Origin of the sequence: Microcoleus sp. FACHB-SPT15 (assembly GCF_014849525.1) — a bacterium.
Lineage (GTDB): Bacteria > Cyanobacteriota > Cyanobacteriia > Cyanobacteriales > Coleofasciculaceae > Symplocastrum > Symplocastrum torsivum.
On the sequence record NZ_JACJNU010000016.1, the window covers coordinates 11,710 to 29,900 of the forward strand.

The following is an 18,191-nucleotide window of genomic DNA, read 5'->3' on the forward strand; positions in this document are numbered from 1 at the left end:
TGAAGGTCATATGATTACCGATATCCTTGAGATGGGTGAGCAAACAGAGCTACGGACACAGGTGGTTGTGATTGGCTCCGGGATTGCAGGTTCTGAAGTGGCAACATACCTTGCGCGTCATGGTCGAGAGGTAGTGCTTCTAGAAAGCGGGCGCGACCAGTTCGATCCATCGATCCAGGCATTAAATGATGTGACATTTCTGGGTAAACGCCATCGCGAGTTAAATCCAAACACTTATTACCATCGGTACCTTCCACCTGAGCTACGCGGAGTCAGTCGCGTGCGTCAGTTTGGTGGCACGAGTAACGTCTGGACAGGCAAATGGAAATATATGCAACTCTCTGATTTCGAGGGTAGACATTGGGTTGCTAACAGCCACTGGCCAATAGGCTTTACAGATCTCTTGGATCACTACCGCTCAGCAGCAAAAGATTATGGTTTTGGGGACTTAGAGGCAGAAGCCATTCGTCCTGAAATTGTAGAACTTCGATCTAAGATTGCTGCAGGCGGTTTGAAAATGAGCAGCTTCTATTGGGAAAAGACACCCACACGTACAGCGGTGCGCTTTGGTGAGGAGATGCGTCGCTCGAAAAACTTACACGTTATCTTAGGTGCGACCGCAACTGAATTAAAACTCGATGCTTCCTGTCAACGGGTGAGTGCAGTTGTTTGTCGTTCTCTTGAGGGCAGAGAAATTATCGTTGAAGGTAAGTTAATCATTCTTGCGACTGGGGCATTCGAGTCCGCACGTCTCCTACTTGCCTCTAACCGCCAGCTTCCTGATGGAATTGGCAATGAGCATGACCTCGTCGGTCGCTTTTATACTGACCATCCTAAACACCATACCGGAACTCTACGACCCGGTCATCTAGTTCGACAATATGCCCACGAGCTGCAATACGCTCCAAAGCCACGTTTCTGTATATGTTTTGCCCTAGATGATACAACTCAAAAAGAGCATGAGCTTCTTGAGCACGTCCTATATCTGAAACCAATCTATGAAAAGCTAATAGACCGACTTGGGCGAACTTTATTGCGTCGTCCTACTTGCCGAGATGGGAACGGCTTTGTATCCGCTTATCGAGTTAAGTTTGTCACCGAGCAGGTTCCCCATAAAGTCAGTCGTCTTAAGCTTGGAAGCGAATCTGACGCACTCGGTCAGCGAAAGCTGGAGGTTGATTGGTGCTTCACCGACCATGATCGACAGTCGATGGAGAAGACTCTGCAACTCTTAACGCAGCGGTTTGCAGAAGTTGGGCTGGGAACCTTTGACTTTGGAGACGATCCGCCCAGTTTAGAAACCATGACCGATGCAGCCCACCAAATGGGTACCACCCGGATGGCTAGTAGACCCGAAGAGGGAGTCGTTGACACAAACTGTCGAGTATTCGGTACTGATAATCTCTATGTAGCCAGTTCAGCAGTGTTTCCAACTGGCCCTTCGTACTCACCTACATTTACAATTCTGGCCCTCGCACGCCGTCTTGGTCAGCATTTGCTACAGATAACATCAAGACAGGAGGAAATGAATAGAGCTGTAGTTGACTGATTTGACAATGAATAGTTAAATTTTGAAGTTTTCTGAAATCCTGACCTATGACCGTTCTAAGCGTGAAGTCACATTTACTCAAAAAGGTTTAGCCTTACTATTTTTAATATTTAAAATTAAATTTATGGTACTTACGTTTTCAATTATTATCCCAACTTATAATCGCCCAGAACGATTGGCTACCTGCCTTGAAGCCATTGCCCGTGTTGACTATCCACGCGATCGCTTTGAGGTAATTGTGGTAGACGATGGGAGTGAGAAACCAATCGAACCTGTAGTTTCCCCCTTCCATAACCCGCTTAACCTCACATTGATTACGCAAGCGAATGCTGGACCTGCAAACGCACGCAATACTGGTGCAGCAAAAGCTAAAGGTAAGTTTCTCGTTTTCACCGACGACGACTGCACCCTTGCGCCTGATTACTTACACGCTTTAGACGTTCGCTTTACCAAAACACCTGATTGCTTAATTGGGGGACGGACGCTGAATGCCCTTACCGATAACTTGTACTCAACAGCTAGCCAAGTTCTGATCGATTATCTCTACCAGTACTACAACGCTGGCTCTAACGAGTCGAACTTCTTCGCTTCAAATAACTTTGCCATGCCAACTGAGCGTTTTCAGAGCCTTGGTGGTTTTGACACAAGCTTTCCCCTCGCCGCAGGAGAGGATCGGGAATTTTGCGATCGCTGGTTACATCACGGCTACCCAATGAGCTACGCTCCAGAAGTCCGAATCTATCACGCTCATAAACTAACATTACCTAAATTCTGGCGTCAGCACTTCAACTACGGTCGGGGTGCATTCTGCTTTCACAAAGTTCGCTCCCGACGAGATGTAGAACGCATCAAAGTTGAACCTCTGTCATTTTACTTCAACTTACTAACTTACCCATTATTCCAGAAATCAGACCAGCCAGGGCTATTGGTGTCTGCCCTCTTCGTAGTATCGCAGATAGCCAATATTGCAGGTTTTTTTTGGGAGAGACTAAATCAAACTACAGAGAAATTCACTTAACGATAAACCTTAATTATTAGAGTTATTGGAGCAAAGCTTTTCTTCCTCATCAATTACGAATAGTTTGCAATAGTAAAGAGAAAAACTACAATGGCAACTACCCAAAGCTCTACTAATAGATTCTTTAGTCAATGGTTTCAAAGCAATACTGCTTATACGAGCTTGCTTGTAATAATTTTTCTTATGTTTGGCATAATTGGCATTCTCAACCATGAAATGTGGCGGGATGAACTCCAATCTTGGATGATTGCTAGAGATAGCTCATCTTTTATTAATTTATTCCAAAACTTGAGATATGAAGGACATCCTGGTCTATGGCATATTTTTTTATATGTCTTTACCAGATTCACTCATAATCCAATAGCAATGCAACTTTTTCATTTGATAATTGCTAGTGGATTAGTTTATGTATTTGTTCATTATTCTCCTTTTACTAGACTTCAGAAATTATTATTTATTTTTGGCTACTTCCCGTTTTATGAATATAGCTTAATTAGTAGAAATTATAGTTTGGGAGTTTTATTAATATTTCTTTTCTGTACGTTTTTCCCACTACGGCAAAAAAGCTACATTCTACTTGCAGTTATCCTAGTGCTACTAGCCAATACAAATATTTATGCTTGGATAATTGCTGTTTGCTTAGCACTAACATTAGTTTTTGAAAGATTAATTACAAGAATTGTATATAAAACGTCAAGTTGGGCATTAACCACAAAAAAACTGGATTTAATTTTTAGTGTAAGTATATTACTTTTTGGTCTTGCTATTGCGCTTTTTCAAATGCTACCACCCGCTGACGCGAACTTTAAGGGGGATGAAAAAGTCATTACCCAAACGGTTGTAGTACCAGTTGCGAAAAAGCGCGTAATACAGAGCTTTGTGACACTGTGGAGAAGCTACCTACCCATCCCAGACATTTTTAACTATCATTTCTGGGATACTAACCTACCGATGGACGTGCTGATGGAGGGTTCGGAACCCCTAAAATTAGTTGCGCTCCTTTTAACATTAGGTTTGTTAGGTCTCTCTATTGCACTATTCATTCAGAAACCAGTTGTCCTTTTCCTATACCTGTCTAGCACTTTTGGTATTCTATTATTTACTTATGAAAAATATCAGGGACATATCAGGCATCACGGTCACTTGTTTATTGTGTTTTTAGCTTGTCTATGGATTTCTGAGTATTACAGTAAATCAGATTTTTTGAGTAAACCAATAAACAGACTAGTACATTCTTTCAGTCAATATCAGTATCAATATCTAAACCTGATTTTGTGTATTCATGTTTTTGCAGGAATCTTTGCCTTTAGCATGGATTTTAATTATCCATTTTCTGCAAGTAAAGAAGCCACAAAGTTTCTACAACAACAGGATTTAAACAATACATTAATTGTTGGGAGTACAGATTATGCCGTATCTCCCATCACTGGCTATCTAGGCGGAAAAATATACTACCCAGAAAGTGATCGATTTGGAAGCTTTATAAATTGGAATGAAAGAACAAGCTTAGAGAATCAAGAAATTCTTGAGAAAATCAGTAAGCTTATAACGCAGGAGAACAAAAACATTCTTCTGGTGTTAAGCCATGAGCTTGATGTAGCAAGACCTGAGCTAGAAATTTCTAAACTGTCAACTACTAGAACAAGTATTGCTAATGAGACATATCGCTTCTACCTCATCCAGAGAAAGCCTGTTGTCAATTAACTGGTTTTAGAAAAAGGCAAAAGGTACTCGTGCATACTTGAGGCACAAGGATAGTAGAATGCATATTAAAAATAAGTTAAAAAGACGAAGAGAGGTTTTATCATCGGGCAAAGATACTGTACCGCCCCTGAACAAATATTGAAGGAAGATGGCGGATGCGATCGCATTTCTCCGCAAAACGCTCGAATCCGAAATTTATACCACCTCCTTTGTGGAAATTTTGAAGCGATTGGCTGTGTACATAACCGTGTGCAGTTGTGTAGTTAAGAACGTACTGGACTACACAACAACATCACACACCGCAGGACGTGCTAGCATCCTTCGCTGATAACTACAACAAAATAATAGGAGACTGAACGAGCGTGAAAATCAAACAGCTAATTATTGAGGCACTTAGCCTTCCCCTTAGCGCCATTTCCTACCACGTTAGTCAGCAACTAGCCGCACTTTATCCCAATAAAGCACTGCTTGAGGGCTGTGACTGCTCCTTTAACCTACAAGCCTACGCTCAAGCCAGCAAGTGTACCATCAATCAGGAAACCTCGATTTACAACCAAATCTTAAGCAGTTGGGATGGATTGGATAACGAAATTCGCCAGACTGCCGAGAATGCCTGCTTTGAAGTGACCTGGCATGGACACGCCCTTGATGTGCTAATCATGAGTTGGATGGAGGGGTTTTCTAGAGTCCAGTATTACTGGATTCTTGCGGACAGCAAAAAATTGGCTGAAGACTTCTTTGCCGATTTATGTGAATGGAATACCCAAGTGCGAGAAGAAGTTCTTGTATTTGAAGACGGTCATTGGGCAAAAAATCAAGACCTGTTTCAAGCCATCAAAAGTGCAACCTTTGATAATCTCGTCTTGCGCGGTACCCTTAAACAAGACATTCAAGACGACTTGGCAAACTTCTTGGCATCGCGCCACACTTACGAAGCCTACGGCGTTCCTTGGAAACGAGGCATTTTGTTTATTGGTGCTCCTGGTAACGGGAAGACACACACAGTCAAAGCACTAATTAATAAAATGCAGCAGCCTTGTCTGTATGTCAAAAGCTTCAAATCGCAGTATTTCACAGATAACGAAAACATCCGTCAAGTCTTCAAGCAGGCAAGGCAGTCAGCCCCTTGTATCTTGGTATTAGAGGATTTAGATTCTTTGATCAATGCAGAGAATCGTTCGTTCTTCCTCAATGAGCTAGATGGCTTTGCTTCTAATGCTGGGGTTGTGACTTTAGCCACAACCAATCACCCAGACCGTTTAGATCTAGCGATTGTTGAGCGTCCCAGTCGCTTTGACCGCAAGTATCATTTTGAGTTACCCGCTTTCCCAGAGCGAAAAGCATATTTAGAGTTATGGAACGATACTCTCAAAGCGGGAATGCGCTTATCTGATGCGGCAACAACTCAGATTGCCGAACTCACTGAAGGCTTTTCATTTGCCTACCTAAAAGAACTCAGTCTTTCCTCAATGATTCGCTGGATGGTGGCAATGGAACCAGGGGCAATGGAAAAGATGATGATCGAACAAGTTGCTGGGTTACGACAACAAATGGTTAGCGCCAGAACTCAATTCCACCAGAAAGAAAGAGGTGAGAGATAGGGTGATTGCCGGGAATTTCGCGATCGCGATGATTTCTGGCAAGTTGAATGGATCAGTCGTCTCTGTGACTTAGCTGTAGATGCGATCGCTAATTTTCTTCAACGAAAAATAACTGACCGTAGTAGATTCATCAATCCAACAAAATATGCATGAAATATATAGATGAACATAAATAATTACAAAGAAAAAAACAATGCGAACAACGCAAATTACTGATTATTTCAACTTTCTTACCCCTAGTGATAATCGGATTAAAGGGTCAAGAATCGGGATTGAAACAATCCTTTATGAATATATTGCTCGCGGTCATACTCCAGAAGAAATTGCTCAAACTTACACATCACTAACTCTAGAACAAGTCTACGCGACAATTCTTTATTACCTACAAAACAAAGAAACCATTAGTGATTACATGAAAAACTGGATAGAACATGGTCATAGAATGAGGGAACAACAGCGACTTAATCCCTTACCAGTTTCTCAAAAACTCTGGCAACTGAGAGCGGAAAGACAAGACCGCCTTGTTTACCTACCTTTGCCATAATATGTTTGCAGGATGCGATCGCGGTGACTTCTGCTCTTGCCTAACGAATCGGGTCATGAACGGTAACTAGCTTTGTCCCATCAGGAAATGTGGCTTCTACCTGTACTTCATGCACCATCTCTGGCACCCCTTCCATTACATCATCTCGCGTTAGTAATGTTGTGCCGTAACTCATTAAATCAGCTACAGTACGACCGTCTCTTGCACCTTCTAAGATGGCCGCACTGATGTAGGCGATCGCTTCTGGATAGTTTAGTTTCAATCCTCTATCTTTACGTCGTTCTGCTAGCAAGGCAGCCGTGAAAATTAGCAGCTTATCTTTTTCCTGGGGCGATAGTTGCATTGTTTGATTGTTTAAATAAGTGTTAGAGGAAAGTGATTTCTATTGTTCACTGTGAGCAATTGCCTATAGTTATCCAATCCAAATCGTTCACATCTGCCAAACTCGCGGCTTGGTTACGGAACGTCCTACAGAGGATAGACGTAGCAGTTGCCAAATATCCGTAAACCAGTTTCTCACCTCCAAGGTCGAAGCACCACGATATCGGCACACTAATCCTGAAATTAGCTGAGTAACGCCTGCTTCTCCCTGACGTTCTTTAGAATTCCACAGAATTCTCGCTGTGTCTAGGATTTCTCTGGAAACAGGTTGCCCGATCCAACACAGGGTTGCCACAATCGGTTGTCCAGCTAAACCATGAGGACTATTGATGATGTCTTCTCCCGCTGGTAGCCATTGCCGATCAATCCACAACGGATGCCCTTGTTGCCAGACTTCGGTATGCGATCGCCATTCTCCTTGTAAGAAGGTTTCTCCTCTAGCACTCCGCCCAAATCGCGTAATTTCCCAGCCTAGCCAACTAGCCTGTGGTGCTAATTCTACCCGCAAATCCTGTTGGTAAATGGCACCATTGAACACAATTGTTTCCTGGGGTAACCACTCTAAATAAGCACCCGCTTCGATCTGGAGTTTGATGGTTTGTCTCGCGTCTTGCCCGTTGCTGCGATAGACTTTGCTAGCTGCGGCAGTGGTAATTAAGGCTTGGGCATCAGGTTTAAGGTGGATAGTTTGGCTCAAGCGATCGCCTCCTACCATTCCCCCAGCCGTATGCAATACGACGCTATGACAAACCGCCTCTCCTTCTGGATAAAATGGGCGCTGTACCTTCAAAGGCGAGCGCACTTGGTTGTGAATTAGCTTCGTTGTGCCGTCGTTATGGACGTACACCAAATCCAAGCTGCCATGCCATCCCGTCGGGATTTGTGCCGCTTCACTTGCCTCTGTTTTTATCCGTACAGTTGTATCATCAGCCATACTGTAGGCATTGCCCAGCGTCGTAGCAGATATTCGCTTGCTTAAAGCGATTCAGAACCTCTTGAAGGCGATCGCATTCTGCAATCAAACTAATCCGCACATATCCCTCACCTGCTACACCAAAGGCATTTCCTGGCGTTACAACAACACCTGTTTGCTGTAAGACATTGAGGGCAAAGTCGGTTGAACTTACCCCCACAGGGCAAGGTACCCAGAGATACATTGTTGCCTTTGTTTTGGGCACGTTCCAACCCAACTGCGCTAACCCATCAATAAGAAAATCACGACGGCGGCGGTAACGCGCTTGAACTTCATGCACATAGACATCCGGTAGCTGCAATGCCGTTTCCGCAGCCGTTTGTAGGGCAGCAAAGATGCCATAATCCAAGTTTGTTTTTAACGTCCGTAGCCCTTGAATGATGTGGCGATTCCCGACAACGAAGCCGACACGCCAGCCTGCCATGTTGTACGTTTTCGATAATGTATGGAACTCAACCCCAATTTCTTTAGCACCGGGAATTTCTAGCAAGCTAGTGGGCTGATAGCCATCAAAAGCAAGTTCGGCATAACACAAGTCATGGACGAGCAAGATTTCGTACTTCCGGGCAAAAGCAACAATATCTTTGAAGAATTCACGCGGGGCTGTAGCGGCGGTGGGATTACTTGGATAGTTGAAATAGAGCATCTTCGCCCGTCTAGCAACATCTTCTGGAATCGCCCCTAAATCGATCAACCAGTCGTTTTCGGGTTTCAGAATTAGGCTGTGAATCGTACCACCCGCAATGAGTGGGCCTCTAAAATGAGCAGGATAGGCTGGACTAGGGACGAGAACTACGTCACCCGGATTAATATACGCCAGAGCAAGATGAGTTAAGCCTTCCTTGGAACCTAAGAGGGGCAAGGCTTCGCTATCGGGATCGAGTTCAACATCATAGCGACGGCGGTACCAACTAGTAATCGCACGGCGGAAACTCGCTGTCCCTTCAAAGGGAGGATAGCCATGATTCGCGGGATTTTGCAACGCTCTAGTCGCGGCTTCGATCACGGGTTCAGGTGCCGGGCCATCGGGATTACCCATCCCTAAGTCAATTAAATCGAGTCCTTGCTCACGGGCACGCGCTTTCAGTTCATCTAAACGAGCAAACACATAGGGTGGCAGTGCGCTCAGACGAGCGGCTGGGGTAATCCATTTTAGAGTCATCAGAAGACAGGGCTTTTCTAAACAATCAAACTATTACTAAAGATGAAGACACTGCAAGCAGTACCCTTACAGTCATCTTTGTGGTTCTAAAGTTTATCAACAAATACCTGGAAGCGTAACCCCATACCTTAAAACAAAGGGTGCAATTTGTCTAGTGAACAAGAAAGGCAGAAGGCAGAGGCTCCAGGGCAGAAGCACAAGGCAAAACCTCTACTTTAAACAGGGTGAAACCCGCTCTCTTTCTAGCTCACCGTTCAATGGGGTAGAAATTAAAATAAGTAGTAGAGCTTTCACAGAAGACAAGCATTGGTATTAGTACATCAGGAATAGTGTTTGGAGTCGAAGCAACAGACAACTTGTGAGTCTCTAGTTAGTCTTGCTGCGCTTCAGGATCGAGTACGTTGCCTGTTCCGATTAAGACAGTTACCAAAAAAGACGCGGAGAACTATTTTGCGAAACACAACAGCAGATAAGCCTGAATTAGGGTTGGAGACGCGATCGCCTAAGTTGTGGATGCCGGAGCGTGTCCTATTTACACCCGCCGCCTTAGCTGAACCATGGGGCAAAAAGATTCTAGAACGTGTGAAATCTCTAAATTTGCCGATTGAGGAGTTACGCCAAAATCGTTTGACAGGATTGCGTGGCGATTCGGAGCGTGAAACTTACGACAAGAGTAAGCGCACCCTCGCCGTTGTCAATGCACCACCAAGCGCCTTCAAACTCAGCCCCATCCCACCTTCGGCTGATTGGCAGTTTCATCTTGCCGAAGGCTGTCCCGCACACTGTCAATACTGCTATCTAGCTGGTAGCTTATCGGGGCCACCTGTCATTCGGGTTTTTGCGAACTTGCCGCAGATTTTGGCAAACTTGGCAGCTTATGAGACAAGCCAAGCCACGAGTTTCGAGGTAAGCTGCTATACTGACCCCCTTGGCATTGAACATCTAACTGGAAGCCTCGCTGAATGCATCCGTTACTTTGGAACAAGGGAGTCTGGACATCTGCGTTGGGTGTCGAAGTTTGATGCAGTGGATGACCTCCTCGACTTGCCCCACAATGGTCACACGCGGTGTCGTTTGAGTGTTAATGCTGCCCCAGTTTCGGGTCGCTTTGAAGGGGGTACTGCTTCAGTAACGTCACGCCTGAGGGCTTTGCGACAGTTAGCCTTGCCCCGTTCCCAAGGTGGCGGTGGCTATCCCGTGGGTTTAGTGATTGCTCCAATTATGCCTGTAGAGGATTGGGAGGAACACTACACTCGTCTGTTTGACCAAATTAGTGAGGCGATCGCTTTTGATTGTGACCTGACGTTTGAGTTAATCTCCCACCGCTTCACACCTGGATCAAAAGAGGTGTTGCAGACTTGGTACCCTCACACGAAATTGGACATGGACGAGTCAAAGCGTAGTGTTAAGCGCAATAAGTTTGGTGGTACAAAGTATGTCTACGATACTGACACGATGAAGCGGCTGCGTCGCTTTTTCGAGAGCGAGATCGCACGGCGCTTTCCTCAGGCTCGTGTTCTTTACTGGACGTAGAAACTGCAGCAATTCAGGGCGCACAGCGGTGCGCCCCTACGAGCTTCAATTGATTTGAAAGTTGTTATGAGTTTAGGGGAGCCAACGAGGCTGGAAGCCTGGTAATAGTTGCTCTGGTTGTAGTTGAGCTGGGGGATTTGAGGTTGTTGTGTCAACTAAGGGTAGCAGCCATAGTAGTCCTTGACCGATCGCTTGTCCTTCATTGGTTCTCAACATATCAGTAGCTAAGGGCGGTCTAGTAACAACTTGGTCGAAAAGCAATGCTAAACCATCCGGGGATAAACTCATCTGGATATCCCGTTGATTGGGAAGCACTACTAAGGGCTTCACAGGAGATTCGCTGCTGTCTTTCGTGTCTTTCAGGTCAATAGCCGCTAGGAAGGGTTCTTCTTGGTATTCTTCCCCTTGAATAAGTTGCGTGAGCAAGCAGTAGAGCTTTTCCTTGGTAGGAGTGAATTCACAACTTTGGATTGAACCTGTTGTGCGTAGTAGTTCTTTCTGAACGCCTTGGTTCGTTATCAAAAAGAGCGATCGCGTATAGTCGGTATTAAATTTCACCATTGTCGCGGCTGAACCATCCCTAGCAAAACTCAAAACCATCCCAAATTTTGGAAGAAAGTCTAGTGGTTTTGCCGCTGTAGTTAAGGGGAGAATCGCCACACCTTGTCCCTGAGCGATCGCAACGGATGAACTGTCAGGAGTAATCACAAAGTCACCACCTGGCTGGTTTTCCAGGGGTCTTGGCTGAGCGTCAGGCTGTATGATCCACAGACCAAATTCACTAGGATTACGGCGATTCACTCGCTGGACAACAATTGTCTTCCCATCAGCGGACAAGTCAAATTTGAGATTTTGATAGTCTTTGCTATCCAAAACTAAATCTACCCTACCCAGAGAGTTTGGGGAGGCTTTGGGTTGACCGGGGTTTTGAAATGAAAGTCCTGTGGTGACGGTGTACAACTGTTGATTGAGTAAACCCTGTTCCTGATTTTTGCGATCGCTTGCTGCAAACAACACCCGATCCCCGTCTGGATAAGGCTTAAAGTCCATAACTACCAAGTCTGGGGGAGTTAGGATCATTTTTTTCTGGGCGGTGAGGTTGTAGAGAATTAACCGTCCTTGCTCTTCTTTCTCCACCCCAATGTAAATAAATGCGCGATCGCGAGTCCGGAAAGAAGCGCTAAATGGCTCAATGAGCGTTCCTTTCCTCTCCAATCCTGGAAATTGGTCTTTAGCCCCCTGCAATTGCACTTTATATTCGGTGCCATAGGGTACGGGAAACAGCGGTGTATAAGCCATCCGGCGACCCGCCCAGCTAATTTTTCCAGGAAGAGGGGGAGTTATTTTTAGATTAGCTGCCACGCTGTCATGGTTCATCGGGCGGCTAAAGGTAAACGTAAACGCAGTATCCTGTGCCCCGACTTGTTTGTCCTGCCAACTGAAATCGCGCACACGAGGCGCTGTGTGATCACCGCTCAATAGTAATATCCCAATGAGCAGGCTTAGTACTAGCATTACGCCCAAAGCCACACGGTCAATGGGTTGAAGGAGTGTTTTTGCTGTCAAAGTTCTGCCTGACATTTTGATTCTAGGGATTGGTGTAAGTGGGTGTAATTCAACGTCGCTATCACTTGGGCAATCATGGAAGCGCTTATCGTTGACAGATTATTGCTATTTTCCTCTGTTGACTGTCTCTACGCCCATAGTTGTGCCCGCATCATCGGGAAATACGCTTTGGTGCTGGGGAGAACAAACAATGAAAAGCTCTTTTCCTGATTCTCTTTTCAAAGATGGATTTGCTTTCGGATGTCCCCTCGATAGAATACCTATGTTCACTACAAAAGTGGTAATACACTGTCTCTCCAAGAGAGGAGGAAAATCTCTGGTTTCTACGTTTAACTGAAAGCCTAAGCGATCGCCAAGATGAGCAATTGCTTCAAGTGTTCCCCCTCTTTCCTTAAAATCTGTTACATATCTTCACGGATTCTTTGCGTAGGGAATATATCTTTACATAGCTAGTGCAATATATTAATGAATAAAAATTAAGTTTGCACTTGCAGCTTGAAACATCAAGGGTTCAGTAAAAGCGGCTTCCCTGTCGTTGAAACAAGATAAAACACTCCTCAATACGGTTCACGAGCGAGGAGTAACTTCACTACAAGCCAGTATTAAAACTTTACATTTTTCAGGTACTGAGTAGTTGTTTATACCTACTCTGTATGGATTCTATCTTCCGAGGTATTAACTTATCTTTATATTTATTTAAGTTATGAGAAAAATAGAGATAAATAACTAACTTGGCTCATTTTCCTTTACCTGATCTACTCCTATGAAATCGATGGCAAGGCAGCAAGCCAGTTATGGCACGTTAGAGGCTCAGCAATTGAATAATTTAAATTCAGGTGCCCTCTGGCTCTATGACCATGCCTTAGCTGCTATCAAGGGTGGCATTGTCATCACTGATGCTCGTAAGCGTGACAATCCAATCATCTACTGTAATGCGGCTTTCCTTGAAATTACAGGGTATTCCTACGACGAAGTGATTGGTCGTAACTGTCGTTTTTTGCAGGGTCCAGATACTGACCAAGATAGCGTTGAGCAAATACGTCAGGCGATACGAGCGGGGCGAGACTGCCAAGTTGTATTACAAAATTACCGGAAAGACGGCACACCCTTCTGGAATGAACTCAAGATTTCGCCAGTCCGAGACGCGAATGGCTCGATAACACACTTTATTAGCCTTCTGTCTGACATTACAGAGCGAAAGCTTGCCCAAGAAAGACAGCAGTTGATGCAGTTCTCACTTGAAAACGCGGTTGATGCTGTGTTCTACATTTGTCCGGATGCAAAATTCTTCTACGTGAATGAAGCGGCGTGCAAATCATTAGGGTATTCCCGTGAAGAACTACTGACGATGAGCCTCTCGGATATTAACCCAGGATTTCCCTCAGAGATTTGGCGTGAGCATTGGGAAGACGTTAAGCAACGTGGCTCATTCATAATTGAAACTCAGCATCGCACCAAAAACGGTCGGTTAATTCCTGTAGAAATCACACTAAACTACCTCAAATTCAACGACCAAGAGTACAGTTGCGTGTTTGCGCGTGATATTAGCCACCGTAAACACAAAGACGCAGTTTTAAAAAAGAATCAAGAGCAATACCGCACTCTCGCTAAAAACTTTCCTAATGGCGCAGTGCTACTCTTTGACCAAGATTTACGCTATTTAATTGCAGAAGGAGTTGAGCTAGCTACCGTTGGGCATTCCAAGGAGTCACTGGAAGGAAAGACGCTGTGGGATGCCTTTGCGCCAGAAGTTTGTCAAGCCTTTGAACCAGCGTATCGAGCCGCACTGGTAGGAGAAACTACGACATTTGAGTTTCCCTATGGCGATCGCGTTTACCTTGTTTTTATCTTGCCAGTAACCAACGAAGAGGGGGAAATCTCTGCGGGTATGGTGATGACTCAAAATATTACCAAACTTAAGCAAGCAGAACAAGATTTGCGGCGTAGTAATGCCTTAATGAAGGCACAACAAGACTCGGCACTGGATGGAATCTTAGTCATTGACGAAAAAAGAACGCTCACGAGTTACAACCGTCGATTCTGTGAAATGTGGGGGATACCTGAAACGGTAAGGCATTCAGAGGATAAAACAACACTCCTCAACTACATGCTGCCTTTGATCACTCAGCCACAAAAGGTTTTCAGCCACGTAGAGTATCTTGAGCAGCATCCTACCCTGATTAGCCGTGATGAAATTTACCTGAATAACGGACGAGTTTTTGATTGTTATTCCTCTCCAGTCCTATCATCTAGTGGTGAGTGCTACGGTCGAATCTGGTCGTTCCGCGATATTACAGAGCGAAAGCAGACTGAAGCCACGCTACGACAGCAAGCAGAAAGAGAGCGGCTACTTGGGGGGATGAATCAGCGCATCCGCCAGTCTTTGAACCTGACGCAAGTTCTCAATACTGCTGTTGCGGAAGTGCGACAATTTTTGAAATGCGATCGCACATTGATTTACCGCTTTCACCCGGATTGGAGTGGAACAGTCGATGTCGAGTCAGTTGCTCCAGGGTGGACACCAGCGCTGGGAACAAGGATCGAAGATACCTGTTTTAAGGAAAATAAAGCCCTTTTCTACCAACGGGGTGGAATTCGAGCAACTCAGGATATTTACAAGGCGGGTTTAAGCCCCTGCCATATTAGATTACTAGAACGGTTCCAAGTTAGATCTAGCCTGGTTGTGCCTATCCTACAAGGAGATCAGCTTTGGGGACTGATGATTGCCTATCAATGCTCTGAGCCTCGGCAGTGGCAGGAATCAGAAGTAGAACTACTCAAACAGTTGAGTATCCAGTTAGGGATTGCCATTCAGCAAGCGGCTTTGTTTGAGCAAGTTGCTGATGAACTGAAGGAGCGAAAAGCGGCAGAAGCTGCCTTGCGACGGTCAAAAACTGCCCTGAAAAAGCAAGCGACTCAGCTAAAAGCCACCCTCCAAGAACTTCAGCAAGCTCAAATGCAGCTAATTCAGACGGAGAAAATGTCAAGTTTAGGGCAGTTGGTTGCGGGTGTTGCCCATGAAATTAATAATCCAGTGACCTTCATTTATGGCAATATTGCTCACGCTAATCAATATGCTCATGACTTGCTGGAATTGGTACAGCTCTATGCGAAGCACTGTCCCAAACCTGCACCGGAAGTTGAAGACCTAATTGAGGCAATTGATTTAGAGTTTTTGGTGGAAGATTTCCCCAAACTCCTAAGTTCAATGAATATGGGAGTCAACCGCATTCACCAAATAGTCCTTAGCTTGAAAAATTTCTCGCGCTTGGATGAAGCGGAACGTAAACCTGTGGATATTCATGAAGGACTGGAGAACACGCTTTTGATTTTACAGCACCGATTAAAGCCAGAAGCGGCTAATATCCAATTGATTAGGGAGTATGGAAACTTGCCAGCAGTAGAGTGCTATCCAGGGCAACTCAACCAAGTTTTTATGAATATTCTCAATAATGCGATCGATGCTCTGGAAAAGTCTGATTGTAGCCATGCTGATTCAAGTCATACAAATTTTAGATCTGGCGTAATTCAGTGTAATACTAGAACTATTAAAATCTCTACTGAGATTGTAGAGTGTTCAGAGGCAGATCCATCCAGATCTCAAGAACCTGGAAGCAATCAATGCGCTGTCATACGGATTGCCGACAATGGTCCTGGTATTCCTAAAGATGCCAGGAAACGAATTTTTGACCCTTTTTTCACCACAAAACCTGTGGGTGAAGGTACTGGCTTGGGGCTATCAATCAGCTATCAAATTATTGTCGAAAAGCATGGAGGGCAATTGTTATGTATTACAGAACCTGGAAAAGGGACAGAGTTTATTGTTGAAATTCCGCTTACACCCTCCAACTTGTAACTCTTTATACATTACAAAATTAGCTCATCAGATAACAGCGAGAACTTAATTGACTAAGTTTTCGCTGTCAAAGAGGTAAGCTTTGTAACCAGATTTACAGATTTTTCTCATTAGGCTCAACAACTAAATAGGCGTTAAAGGGTGAGACAGAATCTAGCTAGGGAACAGTAATAAACTAACTTGATGTAACGCCTAAAGCATCTACTCAAGCATTTACTACAACCATTCTCCCATCCTCAAAAAACCGCAGCTATGCCACGAGAACGTAAAAAATACGCGAGTTCCGATTGTGCTTGTAATCAATTCATGCCGTTACAAAATCATAGATGTGATATCCAGTTGCAGTTAAATACAGCAATTGATACAGAAAGCTTTGTTGATGTACAAGAGAAAACCAAAGGGGAGGAACAACTGCGGCTACTAGCGGCGGCAGTTGAACATGCTGAAGATTCGATTTTGATTACGTCTACAGAAATGACGCTTCCAGGCCCAGAAATTCTCTTTGTTAACCGAGCTTTTACTAAGATGACAGGCTACACGTCCCAGGAAGTTCTCGGTCAATCACCACGGATTTTGCAAGGACCAAAAACAGATCGTGCGGTTTTAGATCGATTGCGGCAAAACCTCAGAGAAGAAAAAATCTTTTATGGTGAGGCGATTAACTACCGCAAAGATGGGACAGAATTTTACAACGAGTGGCATATTGAACCGATTCGGAATTCAGCGAATCAGATTACTCATTATTTAGCAATTCAACGAGATATTACTCAGCGAAAGCAGATGGAGGCAAAATTACGCTATGAGGCACTTCATGATGCCTTAACAAGCTTGCCCAACCGAACTTCTTTTGTAAACCAGGTACGCCAGTGTATTGAGCAACCGACAGAAAGCAGCTGTGCTTCGGGATCGCAACCAAGTCAGGGTTCATTATTTGCAGTGCTGTTTTTGGATCTTGACCGATTTAAGGTGATTAACGATAGTCTGGGTTACAAAGCTGGAGACAAAATGCTGGTTGCGATCGCAAACCGTCTACAAGCTTCAGTACGACCCGGCGATATGGTTGCTCGGATTGGCGGCGATGAGTTTGCCATCTTACTGGAAAACATAAGCAATATTAGTGATGTCTCCAGCATCACAGACCGACTGCAAGCTGTACTGCGGGAACCCTTGCACTTAGAAGGGCAGGAAGTAATGACAACGGCGAGTATTGGCATTGCCCTGAGTATGCTGGGGTATGAGGCAAGTGAGGATATTCTACGAGATGCCGACATTGCAATGTACCGGGCAAAGGCATTAGGCAAAGCGCGTTACATTGTCTTTAACAAAACCATGCATCGGCACGCCGTAAAGCGTTTGCAATTGGAGACAGACTTGCGACGAGCAATCCCTCGCCAGGAGTTGCGACTACATTACCAGCCGATTGTCTCCTTAGCGACAGGTCAAATTAGTGGGTTTGAGGCGCTAGTACGATGGCAGCATCCGACACGCGGTTTGGTGTCTCCGGCTGAGTTTATCCCAGTAGCAGAAGAAACTGGACTGATTATTCCAATCGGTGAGTGGGTGCTGCGTGAGGCTTGTGAAAAAGCGAACCAATGGCAGCAGAAATTTCCTTACCAGACCCCTTTAACAATTAGCGTGAATCTCTCTGGCAGACAGTTTGTCCAACCGAATTTGAGTGAGAAGATCGATCAAATTCTCCGTGAGACACGGTTAGAACGCCAAAGCTTGAAGCTAGAGATTACTGAAAGCGCGATTATGGAAAATACTGAATCCTTAGAACTGGTTGGCGAAAGTGAAGCCATAACCGAGTCAGGAGAATTATTCGGTACAGCAGAGGACAAACAGGCATTAGCCTTAGCGTTAGCGATCGCAAAACGCAACGAAGTTCAGACCATGCGTCAGACACCCATCGCTATTTTAGAGCATCTAAGAGCGTTGGGCGTTCAACTGGGTATTGATGACTTCGGTACAGGCTACTCGTCCTTGAGTCGGTTGTATCGCTTTCCAATTAACACCTTGAAAATTGACCAGTCTTTTATCAGGTGTATGGATGTTGGTAGTGAGGGTAAGCATAATACTTGTTCCTACAAAATTGTCAGAGCCATTGTTACACTTGCCCACAATTTAGGGTTGGATGTTACAGCCGAAGGAATTGAAACCGCAGCACAGTTGGCAAAACTGCGGGAACTGGGATGCGAATTTGGACAAGGCTACTTCTTTTCTAAGCCAATCGATGCCGTGCAAGCTGAAGCGTTAATTGCTGCACAGCCTCAATGGTGAAGGGGAATTGGGAATTGGGAATTG

At 44.8% G+C, this 18,191-nt stretch carries 12 protein-coding genes; 8 read left to right on the forward strand and 4 right to left on the reverse strand.

Annotation, left to right across the window (positions count from 1 at the left end; all coding sequences use genetic code 11):
* Window positions 1-10 precede the first annotated feature (10 nt).
* The 5 genes from H6F98_RS05630 to H6F98_RS05650 all read left to right on the forward strand — a co-directional run bounded on the left by H6F98_RS05630 (window position 11) and on the right by H6F98_RS05650 (window position 6,416).
* Entirely contained in the window at window positions 11-1,549 is a 1,539-nt protein-coding gene (locus tag H6F98_RS05630; RefSeq protein ID WP_192217689.1) for a GMC oxidoreductase, read from the forward strand.
* 124 nt (window positions 1,550-1,673) lie between these two features.
* A complete protein-coding gene (locus H6F98_RS05635) occupies window positions 1,674-2,567 on the forward strand; it encodes a glycosyltransferase family 2 protein (RefSeq protein WP_192217690.1) in 894 nt (297 codons plus the stop codon).
* A 90-nt stretch (window positions 2,568-2,657) separates the two neighbouring features.
* Window positions 2,658-4,271 carry a hypothetical protein gene (locus tag H6F98_RS05640; RefSeq protein ID WP_192217691.1) on the forward strand — a complete coding sequence of 538 codons (1,614 nt, stop codon included), beginning with the start codon at window positions 2,658-2,660 and terminating at the stop codon, window positions 4,269-4,271.
* Between the two features lie 362 nt (window positions 4,272-4,633).
* Window positions 4,634-5,872, forward strand: coding sequence for an ATP-binding protein (locus H6F98_RS05645; RefSeq protein WP_192217692.1), 1,239 nt, complete (start codon window positions 4,634-4,636; stop codon window positions 5,870-5,872).
* A 193-nt stretch (window positions 5,873-6,065) separates the two neighbouring features.
* Window positions 6,066-6,416 (forward strand): DUF433 domain-containing protein, encoded by a 351-nt coding sequence (locus tag H6F98_RS05650; protein ID WP_192217693.1) that lies wholly within the window; start codon window positions 6,066-6,068, stop codon window positions 6,414-6,416.
* A gap of 40 nt (window positions 6,417-6,456) precedes the next feature.
* Here the strand turns inward: H6F98_RS05650 and ureA are convergent, their stop codons facing one another.
* From ureA to H6F98_RS05665, 3 genes are all read right to left on the reverse strand, one after another.
* Window positions 6,457-6,759, reverse strand: a complete 303-nt coding sequence (ureA, locus tag H6F98_RS05655) for an urease subunit gamma (protein ID WP_192217694.1) — start codon at window positions 6,757-6,759, stop codon at window positions 6,457-6,459.
* An 87-nt stretch (window positions 6,760-6,846) separates the two neighbouring features.
* Window positions 6,847-7,731 carry an urease accessory protein UreD gene (locus H6F98_RS05660; protein ID WP_192217695.1) on the reverse strand — a complete coding sequence of 295 codons (885 nt, stop codon included), beginning with the start codon at window positions 7,729-7,731 and terminating at the stop codon, window positions 6,847-6,849.
* Complete coding sequence (locus H6F98_RS05665; protein WP_192217696.1) at window positions 7,724-8,932, reverse strand: aspartate aminotransferase; 1,209 nt, start codon at window positions 8,930-8,932, stop codon at window positions 7,724-7,726. Before H6F98_RS05665 ends, H6F98_RS05660 begins: the two co-directional genes overlap by 8 nt.
* A 450-nt stretch (window positions 8,933-9,382) precedes the next feature.
* Here H6F98_RS05665 and H6F98_RS05670 point away from each other — a divergent pair, with 450 nt between their 5' ends.
* Window positions 9,383-10,465, forward strand: a complete 1,083-nt coding sequence (locus H6F98_RS05670; RefSeq protein ID WP_199348310.1) for a spore photoproduct lyase family protein — start codon at window positions 9,383-9,385, stop codon at window positions 10,463-10,465.
* A 72-nt stretch (window positions 10,466-10,537) separates the two neighbouring features.
* Here the strand turns inward: H6F98_RS05670 and H6F98_RS05675 are convergent, their stop codons facing one another.
* Entirely contained in the window at window positions 10,538-12,046 is a 1,509-nt protein-coding gene (locus H6F98_RS05675; protein WP_192217697.1) for an Ig-like domain-containing protein, read from the reverse strand.
* Window positions 12,047-12,794: 748 nt separating this feature from the next.
* Between H6F98_RS05675 and H6F98_RS05680 the strand changes: the two genes are divergently transcribed.
* The gene (locus H6F98_RS05680; RefSeq protein WP_192217698.1) at window positions 12,795-15,887 is read left to right on the forward strand and encodes a PAS domain S-box protein; all 3,093 of its coding nucleotides are present in this window, start codon (window positions 12,795-12,797) and stop codon (window positions 15,885-15,887) included.
* A 252-nt stretch (window positions 15,888-16,139) separates the two neighbouring features.
* Entirely contained in the window at window positions 16,140-18,167 is a 2,028-nt protein-coding gene (locus H6F98_RS05685) for a bifunctional diguanylate cyclase/phosphodiesterase (RefSeq protein WP_206759640.1), read from the forward strand.
* Window positions 18,168-18,191 lie beyond the last annotated feature (24 nt).